The 17,952-nt window shown below is 67.8% G+C and carries 12 protein-coding genes; 9 read left to right on the top strand and 3 right to left on the bottom strand.

Features of this window, described 5'->3' with window-relative positions; all coding sequences use genetic code 11:
• Positions 1-313 precede the first annotated feature (313 nt).
• The 9 genes from GXY15_14925 (at position 314) to GXY15_14885 (ending at position 13,448) form a co-directional block, all read left to right on the top strand.
• The gene (locus GXY15_14925; GenBank protein NLV42503.1) at positions 314-1,720 is read left to right on the top strand and encodes a 3' terminal RNA ribose 2'-O-methyltransferase Hen1; all 1,407 of its coding nucleotides are present in this window, start codon (positions 314-316) and stop codon (positions 1,718-1,720) included.
• On the top strand, positions 1,710-4,268 hold the full coding sequence (locus GXY15_14920; GenBank protein ID NLV42502.1) for a polynucleotide kinase-phosphatase: 2,559 nt from the start codon (positions 1,710-1,712) through the stop codon (positions 4,266-4,268). The genes GXY15_14925 and GXY15_14920 overlap by 11 nt, the downstream gene beginning before the upstream one ends.
• Before the next feature lie 230 nt (positions 4,269-4,498).
• On the top strand, positions 4,499-7,726 hold the full coding sequence (locus GXY15_14915; protein NLV42501.1) for a family 78 glycoside hydrolase catalytic domain: 3,228 nt from the start codon (positions 4,499-4,501) through the stop codon (positions 7,724-7,726).
• Positions 7,727-7,845: 119 nt separating this feature from the next.
• Positions 7,846-8,274 (top strand): hypothetical protein, encoded by a 429-nt coding sequence (locus tag GXY15_14910; protein NLV42500.1) that lies wholly within the window; start codon positions 7,846-7,848, stop codon positions 8,272-8,274.
• A 28-nt stretch (positions 8,275-8,302) separates the two neighbouring features.
• The gene (locus GXY15_14905; protein NLV42499.1) at positions 8,303-8,770 is read left to right on the top strand and encodes a hypothetical protein; all 468 of its coding nucleotides are present in this window, start codon (positions 8,303-8,305) and stop codon (positions 8,768-8,770) included.
• On the top strand, positions 8,767-10,017 hold the full coding sequence (locus tag GXY15_14900) for a PQQ-binding-like beta-propeller repeat protein (protein ID NLV42498.1): 1,251 nt from the start codon (positions 8,767-8,769) through the stop codon (positions 10,015-10,017). The genes GXY15_14905 and GXY15_14900 overlap by 4 nt, the downstream gene beginning before the upstream one ends.
• Before the next feature lie 251 nt (positions 10,018-10,268).
• Positions 10,269-11,258, top strand: coding sequence for a M23 family metallopeptidase (locus GXY15_14895; protein ID NLV42497.1), 990 nt, complete (start codon positions 10,269-10,271; stop codon positions 11,256-11,258).
• Between the two features lie 6 nt (positions 11,259-11,264).
• Complete coding sequence (locus GXY15_14890) at positions 11,265-11,636, top strand: polymer-forming cytoskeletal protein (GenBank protein NLV42496.1); 372 nt, start codon at positions 11,265-11,267, stop codon at positions 11,634-11,636.
• A gap of 102 nt (positions 11,637-11,738) precedes the next feature.
• The gene (locus GXY15_14885; protein NLV42495.1) at positions 11,739-13,448 is read left to right on the top strand and encodes a DUF262 domain-containing protein; all 1,710 of its coding nucleotides are present in this window, start codon (positions 11,739-11,741) and stop codon (positions 13,446-13,448) included.
• 6 nt (positions 13,449-13,454) lie between these two features.
• On the opposite strand, the gene GXY15_14880 is transcribed toward GXY15_14885, so the two are convergent.
• The 3 genes from GXY15_14880 to GXY15_14870 all read right to left on the bottom strand — a co-directional run bounded on the left by GXY15_14880 (position 13,455) and on the right by GXY15_14870 (position 17,919).
• Positions 13,455-14,543, bottom strand: coding sequence for an alpha-L-fucosidase (locus GXY15_14880; protein NLV42494.1), 1,089 nt, complete (start codon positions 14,541-14,543; stop codon positions 13,455-13,457).
• 59 nt (positions 14,544-14,602) lie between these two features.
• Positions 14,603-15,550, bottom strand: coding sequence for an alcohol dehydrogenase catalytic domain-containing protein (locus GXY15_14875; GenBank protein NLV42493.1), 948 nt, complete (start codon positions 15,548-15,550; stop codon positions 14,603-14,605).
• Between the two features lie 152 nt (positions 15,551-15,702).
• Positions 15,703-17,919, bottom strand: a complete 2,217-nt coding sequence (locus GXY15_14870; protein NLV42492.1) for a hypothetical protein — start codon at positions 17,917-17,919, stop codon at positions 15,703-15,705.
• Positions 17,920-17,952: the final 33 nt, after the last annotated feature.

The raw sequence follows: 17,952 nt of genomic DNA, 5'->3' as shown, positions 1-17,952 counted from the left end.
TGGTATCGCTTCGCTCAACCACCGGCTAATGGCCCTCACCCCTCCGGGGTGAAGAGGGAAAGGACACCCGTATCCATGGCTTCATGGACAGAATTCCCGCCTTCGGCGGTCTGGGGCTCGCAATGACTGTGAAAAAGCGCGTCATCGCGAAGGAGCGAAGCGACTGACGCGATCTCGTGCCCGCCTTGGCTTCGGCGCCCACGCTGTCTTATCCGGCGACCGGGAGACGGGACGTGCCTTGTTTCCAACGGAACTAATTGCATAGGATAGGCAATTCTTCGCGGGACCGGCCCGCGAACAGGGAAGAACGAGCATGCTGTTGACGATAACCACAACCCACCGTCCCGCGACGGACTTGGGGTTTCTTCTTCACAAGAACCCCGCGCATGTCCACTCGCTTGACCTGTCTTTCGGACGCGCCCACGTTCTGTACCCCGAGGCCGGGGAGGACCGCTGCACGGCGGCCCTCCTGCTGGAAGTGGACCCGGTGGGGCTTGTTCGCGGGCGCCGCGGCCCGGCCGGCGAGGGGGGCGCACTGGAGCAGTACGTGAATGACCGGCCCTATGCCGCCACGTCCTTCATGAGTGTGGCGCTTGCGCGGGTATTCTCGACGGCCCTTGCCGGGAACTCCAAGCAGCGTCCCGAACTGGTGGACCAGCCGATCCCCCTGGAAGCGGTTCTGCCGGTCTTTCCGTGCAGGGGCGGCGAGGCGATACTGCGCGGGCTCTTTGAGCCGCTGGGATACGAAGTGACGGCGGAGCGCCTCCCTCTGGACGACCATTTTCCGGAGTGGGGGGAAAGCCCCTATTTCCGGGTGGGACTTCGCGGGACGCAGACGCTCAAGGTGCTGCTGTCGCATCTGTATGTGCTGATCCCCGTGCTGGACAACGACAAGCACTACTGGGTCTCGGAGGACGAGGCGGAGAAGCTTCTGCGGCACGGGGAGGGGTGGCTTGCCGGCCATCCCGAGCGCGACCAGATCACGCGGCGCTACCTTAGACACCAGCGGCGGCTTGTCCGGGAGACCCTGGCGAGACTGACCGAGGAGGACGCGGAGGATCCGGACGAAACCACGGCCATGCGGGAGCAGGAGGAGGCGGAGATTGAGCGGGCCGTTTCCCTCAACGAACTGCGCCTGCGCGCCGTGGTGGAGGCGCTTCTGGGGTCCGGAGCGAAGCGCGTCCTTGACCTGGGCTGCGGCGAGGGAAAGCTGCTCCGCGAGCTGTTCAAGGAGCGCCAGTTCGAGGAGGTCGTGGGGCTGGATGTCTCCCACCGCGCGCTGGAGCGCGCGCAGGAGAGGCTGCGTCTGGAACGAATGGCCGAGCGGCAGCGGGACCGTGTGACGCTGCTGCACGGGTCGCTGACATACCGCGACCGCCGTCTGGAGGGATATGACGCGGCGGCGGTGGTGGAGGTGATCGAGCACCTGGACGAGGCGCGTTTGGAGGCCTTCGGGCGCGTGGTGTTCGAGTTTGCCCGCCCCCGGACAGTGGTGCTGACAACGCCGAACTCGGAATACAACGTGAAGTTTGAGACCCTGCCCGGGGGACAGTTCCGCCACAAGGACCACCGGTTTGAGTGGACCCGCGCCCAGTTTGAGGAGTGGGCGCGCGGCACAGCCGAACGAAACGGCTACGGGGTTCGCTTTGCCCCTGTGGGGCCGGAGGATGGCGCCGTCGGCGCCCCGACGCAGATGGGGGTGTTCACCCGTGAAGATTAGCATCCCCGAACTTTCCCTGGTGGTGCTCATCGGCGCTTCCGGTTCCGGAAAATCCACCTTCGCCCGCCGCCACTTCAAGCCCACGGAAATCCTCTCATCGGACGCCTGCCGCGCCCTGGTGAGCGACGATGAGAACAGTCTCGACGCCACGAAGGACGCCTTCGACGTGCTGTACTTCATCGCCGCGAAGCGCCTGGCCGCCGGGAAGCTGACGGTGATTGACGCGACCAACGTGCTCCCGGAGTCCCGGAAACAGCTTGTGGAACTCGCGCGCCGGTATCACGTCATCCCGGTCGCGGTGGTGCTGGACCTGCCGGACAAGGTCTGCCTGGAGCACAACCGCCAGCGCACGGACCGGCAGTTGCGGGAGTCCGTGGTTCTGCGCCACGCCAAGCAACTCCGCCAGTCGCGGCGCTCCCTCAAGCCGGAGGGATTCCGCCACATCACGCACCTCCAGACGGTGGAGGAGGTGGCGGCGGCGGAGTTTGAGCGGCAGCCGCTCTGGAACAACCGAAGGAACGAGGCGGGCCCCTTCGACCTCGTCGGGGACATTCACGGGTGTTTTGACGAACTGGTTGCGTTGCTCGCCCAATTGGGGTATGTCGTCACGGAAACCCCCGAGGGGCGGTATGTGGTGACACCGCCCGAGGGCAGACGGGCGGTGTTTCTCGGCGACCTCGTGGACCGCGGGCCGAAGACGCCAAAGGTGCTGAAACTGGCCATCGACATGACCGCGCAGGGTGCCGGCCTGTGCGTTCCTGGAAACCACGACATCAAGCTCAAGCGGAAGCTCTTCGGACAGGACGTTCAGATCAAGCACGGCCTGGCGGAGTCACTGGAGCAGTTGGAGGCGGAGATCCCCGAATTCCGCCGGGAGGCGGCCGAGTTTCTGGACGGGCTGGTGAGCCATTACGTCTTCGACGACGGAAAGCTGGTTGTCGCGCATGCGGGCATGAAGGAGGAGATGCAGGGCCGGGGCTCCGGCGCGGTGCGCGATTTCGCCCTGTTCGGCGAGACCACCGGCGAGACGGACGAGTTCGGCCTCCCCGTCCGGCACAACTGGGCGGCCGAATACCGCGGGAAGGCCCTGGTTGTGTACGGCCATACCCCCACGCCGGAGCCGCAATGGCTGAACCGGACCGTGAACATAGACACGGGCTGCGTTTTTGGCGGACGGCTCACCGCGCTGAGGTATCCCGAGGGCGAAGTGCTCTCGGTCCCGGCGGCCAGGATGTACTGCGAGCCCGTCCGTCCACTGACCTCTCCGCAGGCCGAGGGACTCTCCGCCCAGCAGACACACGACGACATCCTGGACTTCGAGGATGTGTCTGGAAAGCGCATCATCTCCACCCGTCTGCAGAGCCAGGTCATCATCCGCGAGGAGTTTTCCGTGGCCGCCCTGGAGGCCATGAGCCGGTTTGCCGCCAATCCCAAGTGGCTCATTTACCTGCCTCCGACCATGTCGCCCTGCGAGACATCCAAGGAGCCGGGCATGCTCGAGCATCCCGCCGAGGCGCTGGGCTATTACTCGTCGGCCGGGGTGGACCGCGTGGTCTGCGAGCAGAAGCACATGGGGTCGCGGTGTGTCGCCATCGTGTGCAGGGATGAACAGGCGGCGCTTCACCGTTTCGGCGTGCGGGGCTCATCGCCCGCCGGAGTCCTGCTTACCCGCACCGGGCGTCCGTTCTTTCAGAACGCCGGCCTGGAGTCGGAGCTGCTTGCGCGTCTCCGCCGGGCCATGGATGCGGCGGGTTTCTGGGAGGAGGTTCGAACCGACTGGGCTTGTCTGGACTGTGAGCTGATGCCCTGGTCGGCAAAGGCCCAGGAGCTCCTGAAGAGCCAGTACGCCCCGGTTGGGACCGCGTCCCGTGCGGCGCTGAGCGCGGCGCTGGAGACGCTCGAAAAAGCGCAGGCCCGGGGGTTGGACACGGATGCGTTGACCGAAAGAACGCGCGCGCGCGCCGAAGCCGCAGGACGCTATGTGGACGCCTACCGGCAGTACTGCTGGACGGTCGGTTCGGCGGATGACTTCCGGATTGCCCCGTTCCACCTGCTGGCCACCGAAGGCGCCGTGCATGTGGACAGGGACCATGTGTGGCACATGGAGGCGTTGGCCCGCTTCTGCGGGGAGGGGGACGGTCTCCTCATCAGCACGCCGTACCGGGTGGTGGATCTGTCGGATGAGGGAAGCCGCGGGGAGGCCATCGCGTGGTGGGAGTCCCTCACCGGCGCGGGCGGCGAGGGCATGGTGGTCAAGCCCCTGAGTTTCATCGCCACGGGAAAGCGGGGACTGCTGCAGCCCGCCGTCAAATGCCGGGGCCGGGAATACCTGCGCATCATCTACGGGCCGGAATACACCCTCCCCGAAAACCTGGAGCGCCTGCGCGCCCGGGGGCTTTCGGCGAAGCGCTCGCTCGCGCTTCGGGAATTCGCCCTGGGTGTCGAGTCCCTGGAGTGCTTTGTGCGAGGGGAGCCCCTGCGCCGCGTGCACGAGTGCTGCTTCGGGGTTCTCGCCCTGGAAAGCGAGCCGGTGGACCCCCGGCTCTAACGGGTTCCCTCGTTCCAACCTTTTACTTGGGAACGAGGGGAACGCGGCATCCTGCCGCGTTCTTTGGGCCAACCAAAGGCCTAAGAACGCGCCAAGATGGCGCGTCTACGTGCGGGGTCCTTCTTCTCCGTTGCGCTTCCCTGGCGGGGTTGCTACAATCGGCGGGGGCCGGGTTTCCGGCCGGTGTTGGGCTGCATCCGGCGGGTGGCCGCCGAACGGGAGAGGTTTCCATGAAACGGACGCTTGGTTGCGTGGTTTGTCTGGCCGTGTGCGCGGCGGCGGGCGCCTGGGCGGCGGGGCCGCTGGCCCCGGCGGAGCTGAAGTGCGAGTATCGGGTGGACCCGGCGGGGATCGGCGAGACGGCGCCGCGGCTCACATGGATCCTCACGGGGGAGGGGCGCGGCCTGTACCAGGCGGCGTACCAGATCCTTGCGGCGGACTCGGAGGCGGCGCTGGCGCGGGATGAGGGCACGCTGTGGGACAGCGGGAAGGTGGTCTCGGGCGAGTCGGTGCTCGTCCCCTACGGCGGCAAGGCGCTGGTGTCGCGGACACAGTGCTTCTGGAAGGTGCGCGTGTGGGCGCGGGGGCAGGAGGAGCCTTCGGACTGGAGCGCCCCGGCGCGGTTCAGCATGGGCCTGCTCGCGCCGGAGGACTGGTCGGCGGAGTGGATCGGCCATGACGCCCCGGCGGAGGACGAGGCGGTCCCCCGGGACCCCTACACCGGCGGCTTCTGGATCTGGTACCCCGAAGGGGTCGCGCCGGAGGCGTTCCCGTCGGGGAAGCGGTGGCTGCGCAAGGGGTTCACGGTGCCGCAGGGCGCGAAGATCGTGAAGGCGGCGCTGTGCGCGACGGCGGACAACGGCGCGCGGGTGAACCTGAACGGCGGGCGGGTGGGCCGGGGGGAGGAGCCCATCCAGAGCCACAGCAAGCGGTATGAGTTCGACGTGACGGCCCTCGTGAAGCCGGGGGAAAACCAGTTCGCCGTGGAGGTGGAGAACGCCCAGGGGAACGCGGGCTTCATCGCCACGCTGGACGTGACGCTGGAGGACGGCTCGATGCTGTCCATCCTCACGGACAAGACGTGGAAGGCGGCAAACGAGCAGCCGGGCGAGGGCTGGCGCGGCGCGGCGTTTGACGACGGGAAATGGGCGGCGGCGCAGGAGGTGGAGGCCTATCCCGGCAAGCCGTGGGGGCCGCTCTTCGGCAAGGACATGTACCTGCCGCCCGCGCCGTACCTCCGGAGGGAGTTCGCGGTGAAGGGCGACGTGAAGCGGGCCACCCTCTACGCGACGGCCCTGGGCATCTATGAGACGCACCTGAACGGGCAGCGCGTGGGCGACGTGCAGCTCGCCCCCGGCTGGACGGACTACAACAAGCGCGTCTATTGCAACACCTACGATGTGACGGGTCTCGTGGCGCCGGGGGCGGCCAACGCCTGGGGCGCGATCCTTGCGGACGGCTGGTACGCCGGGCATGTGGGCAACCGGGGCCGGGGCGTCTACGGCACCGAGCCGCGTTTCATGGCGCAGCTTGAGATCGAGTACGCCGACGGCACGACGGAGCGCGTCGTGACGGACGGCTCCTGGAAGGCCGCCTACGGCGAGGTGCGCGCCGCCGACCTGCTCATGGGCGAGACGCGCGACCTGCGCAAGGCGCTGCCCGGCTGGGACGCGGCCGGCCTCGACGACGCGGCGTGGAAGCCCGTCGCCGTGACGCCGCGCGCGGAGGTGAAGGCGGCGGTGCAGGCTTACCCGGCCAACCCGGTCCGCGCCATCGAAACCATCACCGCGAAGTCCATGACGGAGCCGCAGCCCGGCGTCTACGTCTACGAGATGGGGCAGAACCTGGTCGGCTGGCCGCGCATCACCCTGACCGGCAAGGCGGGCGACACGGTGACCGTGCGCCACGCCGAGCGCCTCCAGGACGACGGCATGCTGTACACCGTGGCCCTGCGCAGCGCGCGCGCCACGGACCAGTACACCGTCGCCGCCGACGGCCCCGTGACGCTGGAGCCCGCCTTCACGTTCCACGGCTTCCAGTACGTGGAGATCACCGGCGTGGCCGCGCCGCCCGCGCCGGAGCAGGTCATCGGCGTCGTCCTCCACAACGACATCCCGCGCGCGGCGGTCTTCGAGGCCTCCGACCCGCTGCTCACCAAACTGGCCAGCAACATCGTCTGGGGCCAGAAGGGCAACTATCTGGAGGCGCCCACGGACTGCCCGCAGCGCGACGAGCGCCTCGGCTGGACCGGCGACGCCCAGTTCTTCATGCCCACGGCGCTGTACACCGCCGACATCGGCGCGTTCCACACCAAGTGGCTCGTGGACCTCGTGCAGGACTCCCAGCATGAGGACGGCAGCTTCGCCCACGTCTCGCCGGACGTCGGCATCGGCGCGGGCGCGGTGGCCTGGGGCGACGCGGCCATGATCTGCCCGTACCTCATGCACCGGTTCTACGGCGACACGCGGGTCATCGAGCGCCACTTTGACAACCTGGTCAAGGGCATGGACTTCCTGACGCGCACCAGCGCGGACCACATCCGCAAGGACCTGGGCTTCGGCGACTGGCTGAACCTCGGCGGCGGCGCGAAGGACGAGGTCATCTGCACGGCCTACTACGCGTACCTGGCCCGCATCATGTCCGAGATGGCCGGCGTCATCGGGCGCAACGAGGAGGCCGCGCGCTACGCCGAGCTCTACGCGAGCATCCGCGACGCCTTTATTAAAGCCTTCGTGTCCGACGACGGCACGATCCTCGAAAGCAGCCAGACGGGTTACGCCCTGGCCTTCGCGTTCGACCTGCTGCCCGAAGAGAAGCGGGCGGACGCGGCGAAACACTTCGAGGCCGAGGTCGTGCGCTTTGACCATCACCTGGCCACGGGCTTCATCGGCACGCCCCGGCTCCTGCCCGCGCTGGTCGCCGCGGGGAAGGAGGACATTGCCTACCGGCTCCTGATGAACAAGACCTACCCCTCCTGGCTCTACCAGGTGACCCTCGGCGCGACCACCATGTGGGAACGGTGGAACGGCTGGACGCCCGAACAGGGCTTCGCCGACCCCGGCATGAACTCCTTCAACCACTACGCCTTCGGCGCCGTCGGCGAGTTCATGTACAGCCACGTCGCGGGCATCGCGCCGCTCCAGACCGCCTTCCGCACCGTGCAGGTGCGCCCGCGCCCCGGCGGCGGCCTCACGTCCGCCCGCCTCGCCCACCGCTGCATCCGCGGCGAGATCGTCAGCGACTGGAAACTCGACGGCGGCAAAATGCGCCTGACCGTGGTCATCCCCCAGAACACCGACGCCGTCATCTGCCTGCCCACCGACGCCCCCGACACCGTCACCGAGGGCGGCCAGCCCGCCGTCGCCGTCTTCGGCCAGAGCATCCGCGCCGAAAGCGGCGAGACGGTGATCCGCTGCGGCGGCGGCAGCTACGCCTTCGAGCTCCCCTACGCCGGATAAGAGAAAAAGGCCCCCCTGCGGCGCGTCCCGGATTCCTCCGGGGCGCGCCGCTTTGCCCGGGGGCGGACGGCTCGGGTATCATGGGGGGAGTCGAGGCCGCAGCCCAGGAAACTCCCCCCATGCCCCCCCTTCCCCATATTGACAAGACGCCTGAAACGGAGACGGAATGGTTTGCCGCGCTGGCGGCGCTGACGCGGTTTCTGCGGTCGCCGGAGGGCTGCCCGTGGGACCGCGAGCAGACGGCGGTGAGTTTTGCCCGGTATGCCGGGGAGGAGTCGGGGGAGTATGTGGAGGCGCTGGAGACTTCCTCCGCCGCGCACGCGGCGGAGGAATTCGGCGACGCCCTGTTTGTGCTGCTTTCGAGCGCGGCGGCGGCGGAGGCGGAGGGGCGGTTCACGCTGAAGGACGCCCTGGCGGCGGCCCATGAGAAAATGGTGCGCCGCCACGCCCATGTGTTTGACAAGACGAAGGCGGCCACCTCCGAGGAGGCGGTCGCCTCCTGGAACAGGATCAAGGCTGAGGAAAAGGCCGCCCGGGGCCAGGCCTGACGCCCCCGGTTTCCGGAGAACACCCCCCATGACACGATGGTTTTCAGCGCGGACGGCGGCCCTGCTGGCCCTGTGCGCCGTGGTGATGGCCGGATGCGGCGGCTCGGATCCGGCCCCCGCGCCCACGCCGGCGCCCAAGCCCCCGGCCGTGGCCCCCGCCCCGGAGCCCGCGCCCGCGCCCGTGGCGCTGCCGGAGGATCCGGTCCACCGGAAACTGGTGGGCACGCAGTGGACCCTGGGCGACCTGAAGGTCACCTTTCTGGACCGGGACCGGCTCCGGGTGGAGGGGGGCGACGTCTCGCCCCATGCCCCGGGCGGCATCACGGTGAAGTACGCCTACACCGACGGGAAGGTGGAGGCGAACGTCATGGGACAGGCCATTGCGGCGGCCTGGGACGGCGCCGCCCTGAGTGTCAACGGCCTGCCCGCCACTGCCGTTAACCCCGGCGCGCCGGAAGGCACCGCCGCGAACGACAAGGAGACCCCCACCCCATGAAGGCTTTCCGCACCGGCTGGGCGCTTTTCCCGGCGCTGGTCTTGTGTGTCTGCGCCCTGGCCCCGGCGGGCGATGTGCTGAATTTCCGCGGCCCCAACCGCGACGGCGCCTTCCCCGGCGAGACGGGGCTCATGGCCTCGTGGCCCGAGGGCGGGCCGCCCCTGCTGTGGACGGCGACCGGCTTCGGCGTGGGGTACTCCTCCGCCGTCGTGCGGGGCGACCGCATCTACCTGACGGGGACGCTGGAGGGCCAGATGAGCCACGTCTTCGAGCTGGACCTGGACGGCAAGGAGCTGCGCCGCCTGCCCTACGGCACCGAGACCACCAAGGACCAGGCCCCCGGCGGGCGCGGCACCCCCACGCTCGACGGCGACCGGCTCTTCGTCCTCACCTCCCTCGGCGAGCTGGCCTGCGTGGACATTCCGTCCTGGGCTGTCGCGTGGAAGGTGAACATCCTGGAGCGGTTCAAGGGGCCGCTGACGGAGTGGGACCTGTCGGAGAACCTGCTGGTGGACGGCGACCGCGTGATCTGCACCCCCGGCGGCGAGAACGCCGTGATGGCGGCCCTGGACAAGAGGACCGGCGACACGGTCTGGGTCACTCAGGGGCTCACAGACATGACCTCGTACTGCGGCCCCGCGCTCGTCACCCACAACGGCCGCCGCATTATCCTCACCCTGACGAGCAAGTTCGTGATCTGCGTGGACGCCGACTCGGGCACCCTGCTCTGGAAGCACCCCCACCCCACGGACTGGGACGTCCACCCGAACACGCCGCTCTACCACAACGGCTGCGTCTATTACGTCGCGGGCTACAAGTCCGGCGGCGGCCTGCTGGAACTGTCCCCCGACGCCTCCTCCTTCACCGTCCGCTGGACCGACACGGAGCTGGACTGCCAGCATCAGGGGGTGGTGCTGGCCGAGGGCGCGATCTTCGGCACCTCCCACCACCGGTCGGGCGGACGCCTCGTCTGCCTCGACTGGGAGACGGGCAAGATGCTCTGGGACGACAAGGCCATCCGCCAGGCCAACCTGATCCTGGCCGACGGCATGATCTACTCCTACGAGGGGCCGAAGAGCGGCGAGGTCGTGCTGTTCAAGCCGTCCCGCGAGGGGTTCCAGCCCGCCGGGAAGTTCACCGTGGCCTTCGGCGACCGGGAGCACTGGGCGCACCAGGTCATCGCGAACGGCCGCCTCTACCTCCGGCACGGGGACGCGCTGGGGTGCTACGACATCACCCAGAAGTGACGCCCGGCTTTGGATGCGCCGGGATTTATTGATTTGCGCAGAATGCGTCGCCCGGCCCCGCCAGGGGTTGACATGGCGGGCGGGGCATGCTATAGTCAAGCCGTTCGTGGAAGGGAACCACGCGGGGCCGACGCGGTATAGTAACGGCGGTCAACGGCGAGAGAATGCGCCGACCATGGGGCTGTCATGGCGGCGCTCCGGATTCAAGGGAAAACCAGAGGCGAATCTTGGTGATCAAGAAGTGGACAGTCATGCTCATCCCCCAGACCCCGGGGGAGACACGCGTCCTGACCGTCTCCAACCTCCATTTTTGGGTGCCCGCCGTCTTTCTGGTGGCGCTGAGCTTTGTCTCCGCCTTCTATTACCAGCGCCAGGGCGAGCTGTCACAGCGCGCCGAGCTGCTGCGCCAGGCCAACCGGTCGCTGGAGCTGCAAAAGGCGAACACCCCCGCGGAGGCGCAGCCCTCCGGCCCCAGCCGCGACGAAATCCGTCAGGTGGAGACCCGTCTCCGGGCGGAGTATGAGGCCAGCATCGGCACGATCACGGCGGCGCTGAACGACCTGTACGAGATGGAGGCCAAGGCGCGCAGCATCACGGGGATCGCCCCGCGCGCGCCGCAGCCGGCCACCGCGCTCCCCGCGCCGGGCAACGGCAAGGGCGGCGTGGCGGGCGGCGCGGGCTTTGCGGCGATGCCGGCGGCCCCGCGGGGCCCCCAGGTCCCCTGCCTCATCTACGGCGTCTCCCGCCCGACGGCGGACCTGCTGCTGCAGGAGATCAGCCTGCGCGCGCGGAGCCTGGGCGACCTGGTCAGCGACATGAACGCGCAGTTGGAGCGGGTGTCCCGCATGCCCGCCGGATGGCCGCTGGCCCGGGGCGTGGGGCGCATCACGTCCACCTTCGGCTACCGCATGGACCCGTTCAACCGCCGCGTGAGCCGCCACAGCGCCATAGACATCTCCGCGCGCCACGGCACCTCCGTGATGTCCACGGCCTCCGGAAAGGTGGTGGAGGCGGGGTACGACGGCGATTACGGGAACAAGGTTGTCATCGAGCACGGGGACGGCATGGCCACCCTGTACGCCCACCTTTCCAAGATGGACGTGAAACCCGGGCAGACCGTGAAGCGCGGCGAGGTGATCGGCCGCGTCGGCACCACGGGCCGCAGCACGGGCGCCCACCTGCACTACGAGGTGCATGTGAAGGGCGCGCCCGTCAACCCCGCGCGCTACCTCTCGAAGTGACCCCCCATGCTTGACACCCGCAAGTCCAAGACCTACAACGAGAACCATGTGGCGACCATCCTCGGCCCCGGCACCGCCGTCGGCGGCGAGATCCGGGCCAAGGGCACCATCCGCATCGAGGGCACGGTGGAGGGCGGCGTCTCCAGCAACGACAGCGTTGTCCTGCTGCCCGACGGGCGCATCCTGGGCGACGTGACGGCCGGGCAGGTGATCATCAGCGGCGAGGTGCGCGGCACCGTGACCGCCGAGGACCGCATCGAGGTCAGGACGGGCGGCCGCGTCACCGGCGACCTCTGCGCCCCCCGCATCAGCATCCAGGAGGGCGTGGCCTTCGAGGGGCGCTGCGTCATGAAGCCCCAGCCCCCCCGCCAGGGGTAGCTCCAGAAACCCCCACCGCATCTCCGCGCAGGGCAAGGCTGTATAATGGGGCGCGGTTTCTGTTTCCCCGGAAACGGAGAGGAAACCCTTTGGAGACCACAGATGGCAGGAGCTTTTCTTCTAAACACCAGCACCGTGAATTTCCTGGACCTTCTCGGCAACGGAAAGACCTACAGTGTCCCCCCCGCCCAGCGCGACTATTCCTGGGAGGAGGAGCAGTGGGAGGACTTGTGGAATGACATTCTCGACATGAGGGGCCGTCCGGACGACCGCCATTACATGGGTGCCGTGGTGGTGCAGACAATGGGGGACCGCGAGTCTCTCATCATTGACGGCCAGCAACGGCTGGCAACGCTCACCATTCTTGGCCTTGCGGTGCTGGCGTCGCTGCAGCGCCTTGTGGACGCGGGCGTTGACGCAGGAGACAACCGGGAGCGCATGACGGAACTGCGCAAGCGGTTCATAGGTGAAAAGGATCCGGCGTCCCTGGTGGAAAGCAGCAAGCTGAATCTCAACCACACGGACAACGGCTTCTTTCAGGACTATCTCGTGCAGTTGCGCACCCCCGTCAATCCCCGCGGGCTGCCGAAATCAAACGCGCTGCTCTGGAAATGCTTCACCTATTACCGCGCGAAGATGGGGGAAGACCGGGACATGTCGTCCAAGGGGGAGCAGCTTGCCGCCCTCCTGAGCGAGACGGTGGCCCGCCAGCTTCTGTTCATCCTGATCAAGGTGGACAACGAATTCAACGCCTACACGGTCTTCGAGACGCTGAACGCCCGCGGTTTGGAGCTTTCCTCCACCGACCTCCTGAAGAATTACCTGTTTTCGCGCGTTAACGCCCCGGCCGACAAGAAGATGCTTGAGCGCCGATGGCAGTCTCTCCTCGAAACCGTCAGGGCGGAGCACTTTCCCGAATTCCTCCGGTATCACCTGCTGTGCGAGCACCCAAAAATCCGCAAGCAGCGGCTTTTCAAGATTGTCCGGGACAGTGTGTCCAGCAAGGAGGACGTCTTCGGCCTCATGGACGCCCTGGAGGCCCGCGCGGAGCTTTTTGCCGCCCTTTCGGACCCTCATCACGGGTTCTGGCAGGAAAATCCGGGCGCGAAGCTCCCCATTCGGGAGTTGAAGCTCTTCAAGTCGCGGCAGTTGACGCCCATGCTGTTCGCCGCCTGGGAGAAGTTCCCCCCCGCCGATTTCGTCCGCGTTCTCCGGCTGGTCAGCGTTGTCATCTTTCGCTACACAGTGGTTTCCGGGCTGAACACCAACGCGCTGGAGCCTGTCAGCCACGCCGCAGCCAAGGCCCTGTTGACGGGGGACGCGCCGACCCCTTCGGCGGTGTTTGAACGGCTGAAGCCCGTCTATGTGGAGGATGGGCGCTTTGTGCAGGCCTTCGCCACATTGTCCATTCCGACACAGGGACAGAAAAAGACGCTGACCAAGTACATTCTGAGCAAACTGGAAGCCGACGCCTCCGGGCGTGCATGCGACCATGAGACGGACCCCGCGACCATTGAACACATCTTCCCGGAGAATGCTCCGGCCGATTGGGACGAGGCCATATCTCAAGAGGAGGGGAAAGGTGCCGTCTATCGGCTGGGAAATCTGGTTCTTCTGGAGTCCCATATCAACAGGAATATCGGAAACCGCCCGTATCCCGAAAAAGTGGGGGGATACCAGGAAAGCGAGTATGCCTCCGCGAAGGCGCTGGCCAAAATGGCGCCCAATGAGTGGACGCTGCCGTTGATCAACCGGCGCCAAGAGGAAATGGCGAAGCGCGCCGCGCATGTCTGGCGCGCCGACTTCTCCTGACGCCCCTCAGATGCCCGCGTTCTGCCTCAGGCGCGTGAGGGCCTGGATGGACTCCTCCGGGATGACGCCGTGTTTGTCGGGGGGCACGGAGAGGAGCAGGTTCACGCCGCGGTCGCGGCAGGCCCTGTACTGGGCGGCCAGCTCTTCGTCGGGGCGGGGGGCGTCGCCCTCAACCCAGAACCACTCCTTGCCTATGGGGTCGCAGACTTCGCCGGGCAGGTAGTAGGTCTTCCCCTCGATCTCGCGGAGCTTCTGGAAGCCCCCCTCGGCGGGGAGACGGCGCTCGATGGCGACCAGGTCGGACGGCCACGCGTAGGCGGCGTCGTAGGTCTCCTGGGTGGAGATGCCGCTGTTCATCATGACCAGCGCGGTCGGCTGGAGCGACGCGATGTGGTTGTAGAGGAAGGTGCGGTAGCCGCGGCCAAGCACGCCGGGGATGTCAATCCACACCTCGGCGAAGGCCCCGTAGCGGGTGAGCAGCTCGGTGACCTGCGCGGTCTGGAAGTCCTGGTAGAGCGAGGTGGTGTAGGCGGGCTCCCCGCCGTCGGAGGGGGTGCGGCTGCTGAAGCGGTGGTGGTTGTCCCAGGAGCAGTAATAGATGCCCGGGAGCACGCCGCAGGCGCGGCAGGCCTCCACGAACTTCGCCACCACGTCCGTCGTGTCGCCGCTGTTCTTCACGGAGTAGTCCGTGTGGTCCGACGGCCACAGGCAGTGGCCGGCGACGTGCTTCGCCGTGAGGACGGCGTATTTCATGCCCGCGTCGCGGGCGACGGAGACCCACTGGTCCACGTCCAGTTTGTCCGGGGCGTAGACCGGTGCGGGGTCCGCGCCGGAGGGCAGCTCGTTCTGCACGAAGGTGCTCATGCCAAAGCACAGGAACATGCCGTAGCCCAGCTTCTCCCACGCCTGGAGCTGGGCCGGCGCGAGACGCTGGCTGCCCGCGGCCCCGGGCTTCTCGGCGGGGTCGCCGCGCCGGGGGTCCACCGGGCGCGCCGGGCCCTTTGACGCCGTGTCCTCCTGGGCGGCGGCGAACGCCGCCAAGACCGTGCCCGCCCCGGCCAGAAACGTGCGCCTCGTGGGGAATTTGTCCAACATCTCCGACTCCTTGGTCTTGGGACCGGCGGCGCCTTTCGGGTGCCGGTCCGCGGGCCGCGTCACATGCGCAACAGGACCTTCATCACGCCCGGGTCGCGGGCGCGGGCCAGGGCGGTGACACCTTCCGCAAGATCATACGCCTCGGTGATCATGGGGCGCACCTCGATCTCCCCGGCGGCCAGGGCCGAGAGCGCCGGACGGAACGGCCCGCAGCGTGACCCGAGAATCCGCACCTCGTTCACCACCGCCAGCACGGAGGCCAGGGGGATGGTCTCGGCGACGGTGGACTTGAGGACAATGGCGCCCTCCGGGCGCACGAGTTCCAGGGCGCGGGCCAGCCCCTCCGGTTTTCCGGTCGCCTCCACCACGAGGTCCGCCCCCGGGGCCACGGGCTCATCCTCCCCCGCCACCGCGATCCCCCGCGCGGCGAGCAGGTCCAGCTTCCACCGGTGCCTCCCCGCGCAGACGAGGCTGCGGGTGCGGGTCGCCAGCACCTGGGCGGCAAGCTGGCCCAGTTTGCCGTCGCCCAGCACCACGACCCGGTCCGCCGGGCCGACGGCGACCTGTTCCAGGATGCGGAAGGCGGCGGCCAGGGGCTCGGTGAACACCGCCACGTCGTCGCGGATGTTTCCGGGGACGGGGTGGAGGTTCTCCTCCGGCAGGGTGAGGTATTCGGCGAAGGCGCCGGGCCGTCCGGCGATGCCGAGGACGGTGCGGGCGGCGCAGTGGTGGAACATTTCCATGCGGCACCACTCGCAGCGGTGGCAGACGCAGTTGATCTCGCCGACGACCCGCTTCCCCTCGAGGGCGCGGGTGGGGGTCTTCTCCACCACGCCGACAAACTCGTGGCCGAGCACGCCGTGGAAATCCATGTAGCCGCGGCAGATTTCGAGGTCCGTGTTGCAGACCCCCGCGGAGAGCACGCGCACCAGCGCCTCACCCGGCCCCGGCTCGGGTGCGGGCAGCTCCTCCACGCGCAACGCCCCGTCGAAAACCAGCGCCTTCATACCGTTCTCCCTGGGCATCCCGGAAGCCGGGGGCCGTCCGTTCCGTCCCCATCATCCCGCCGCCGCGCCAAGATTGTCAAGGGGCGCGCGGCGGAAAAAGCCGCCCCGGCTCGCGGGAGCCGGGGCGGCAAGAAACGGATGTCTTCAGACGCTCACGGGGCCAGGCGGATGTAGTCGCTGCACCGTTCGGAAACCAGGCCCGCGCGGTCGCGGTACTGCGCGCGCACGGTGTAGTAGCCCGGGGCGCTTCCGGCCAGGGTCCATGCCTTGGTGGCGGCCACGGTCTCCCAGGCGCTCCAGGTGGACCCGTTGTTGCTGAACCGCATCCGGCTCACGCCCGAGCCCGTGCCGTCGTCCCAGGTGAGGTTCAGGGTGACATTCTGGCTCGCGGTCACGGACTGGTTGCCGTTGATGAGGATGCTGCCCGTAGGGGCTGCGGCGTCCAGCAGGATGTAGTCGCTGTACCGCGCCGAGACGTTGCCCGACTTGTCGCGGAACTGCACCCGCACGGTCTTGTACCCGTCGCCCGCCGGAAGGGTCCAGGCCTTGGCGGCCGCGGGCTTCTCCCAGGAGGACCAGGTGGACCCGTTGTTGCTGAACCGCATGCCCGACACGCCCGACCCGTCGCCATCATCGTAGGTGAGGGAAAGCAGCACGTCCGGACTGGTGGTGTACGACTGGCCGCTGTTGATCACGACGGACCCCGTCGGGGGCGTGGTCTCACTCACGACAAACTGGTCCAGCCACCCGGCGTCGTCGCCTTCGGAGAAACTCTCGTCCTTGTTGTAGGCCCAGGACAGGATGTTCTCCCCTGCGGGCAGGTCCACGGTCACCTGGGCCCAGCCCACCTCCCCGGAGATTTCCTCGTTGACGCTGTAGTTGACGTAGAAGATCAGGAAGTCCCAGTCTTCCTCGCTGGACACCTTCCACCAGAAGCTGACCGTGCAGGGGCCGGTCACCGTCGTCTGCACCGACGACGCCCCGTTGTCCCCCACACCGCCGCTCTGGAGGGCATTCCAGCCGTCATGGTTGACCGCGGTCTGGAGGAACCAGGACGCGTCGCCCGCGTTCGTCCACTCGCGGTTGCACGCGCCCACCCCCTCGCACAGGTGGAAGTAGGCCCCCGTTGCGGTGGTCAGCTGGTTGCTGTTGACGACCACCGTCTGGCTGTTCGGGGTGTCCCATCCGGCCACAGACTGGAAGGAGACGGTGTGTATGCCAGCCGCAACCCCTGTCAGGGTCGCGCCGGAATCCTGCCACGCGCCGCCGTCGAGCGCCCATTTGGCCCCCGCCGCCACGGCTTCCGGCGGCGAAAGGGTGACCTGAAGGGAGCCCGGATCCACCCCCGCCAGATGGATGATGGTCACGGCCTGCATGGCCATGCCGCTATAGCTGGCGCCCCAGTCCATGCTGTGGACCGAGTTGTCCCAGGTGTCGTGGAGGTAGACGGTGCCGGGGGTCGTGCTGTCGTCATAGCCCACGCCGACCATGGTGTGCCCCACGACATGAAGCATCACGGGGAACCCGTTGTCTATCTCGGTCTTGTAGTCGGCAAAGGAGAACCCGCCCGTGTACAGGGCGTCCACCTTCTGGGTGTAGTTCTCGAGCACCGTGTATCCCCGCGACTCGGCGAACAGCCTCATCCCGTGGCAGGCCTCGGTCTGCGGGAGCCCGTACGATGCCAGGGGGATGTAGTCGTACAACTTCGCGCCGGAACCGGCGGACCAGTAAAGCGTGCTCCCGTCCGTGTTGAAATCCTTTGTGCCGTCCGCGTCCGTGTCCCATTTCCACTGGTTGGTGCCCATGTAATCCGCCGTGCAGTCGCCCCAGGTGTGTTCCGTGCCGCCGCTCTCCCACGGGTCGGGGCCTTCGGAGTCAAGGGAAATCCAGTAGTCGTTCACATGGCCGGGGGTGGTACGCCCGTCGAAGCCGTTCATTGTGGCGATGATGGAGCAGGCGCCGGGGAGGGGGGAGGAGGGGTTGTCGCCCTGCCCCAGTTCCGTCAGGGGGCACACGCCGCCGTTCGTCGGCCCGGTGTACATGTTGGGGTACCCGTTGCGGTCGTAGTAGCCAAAAATCATGCCCGCCGAGGTTGCGGTGCATCCGTAGGTCCATTGGGAGGTGGGCACCGTCAGGATGTTCGTTGTCTTGTTGTCGAGCTTGTTGACATCCACCGCCGGCCGGTCAAACCCCACCGGGGGCGTCGGGGGGCTGTCAATGATGGTCATTTCGATCATCGCCAGCTTTTCCGGCGGCAGGTTGTCCGCCACCGTTGAGGGGGCGGGCACCTGGCCCATCGCCGACAGGCAGGCCAGCGCGACCGTCAGCCCTGAAAACACCCATTTCACCCGTGCCGCTTTTGGAAACATCCCCGACATTCCTTCTTGGCGCCGAAGCGCCCG

The organism is Candidatus Hydrogenedentota bacterium (genome assembly GCA_012730045.1).
In the GTDB taxonomy this organism is placed as follows: Bacteria; Hydrogenedentota; Hydrogenedentia; order Hydrogenedentales; family CAITNO01; genus JAAYBR01.
The sequence above is the reverse complement of the archived record's forward strand: the minus strand, read 5'-3'. Positions and strand labels throughout refer to the sequence as shown.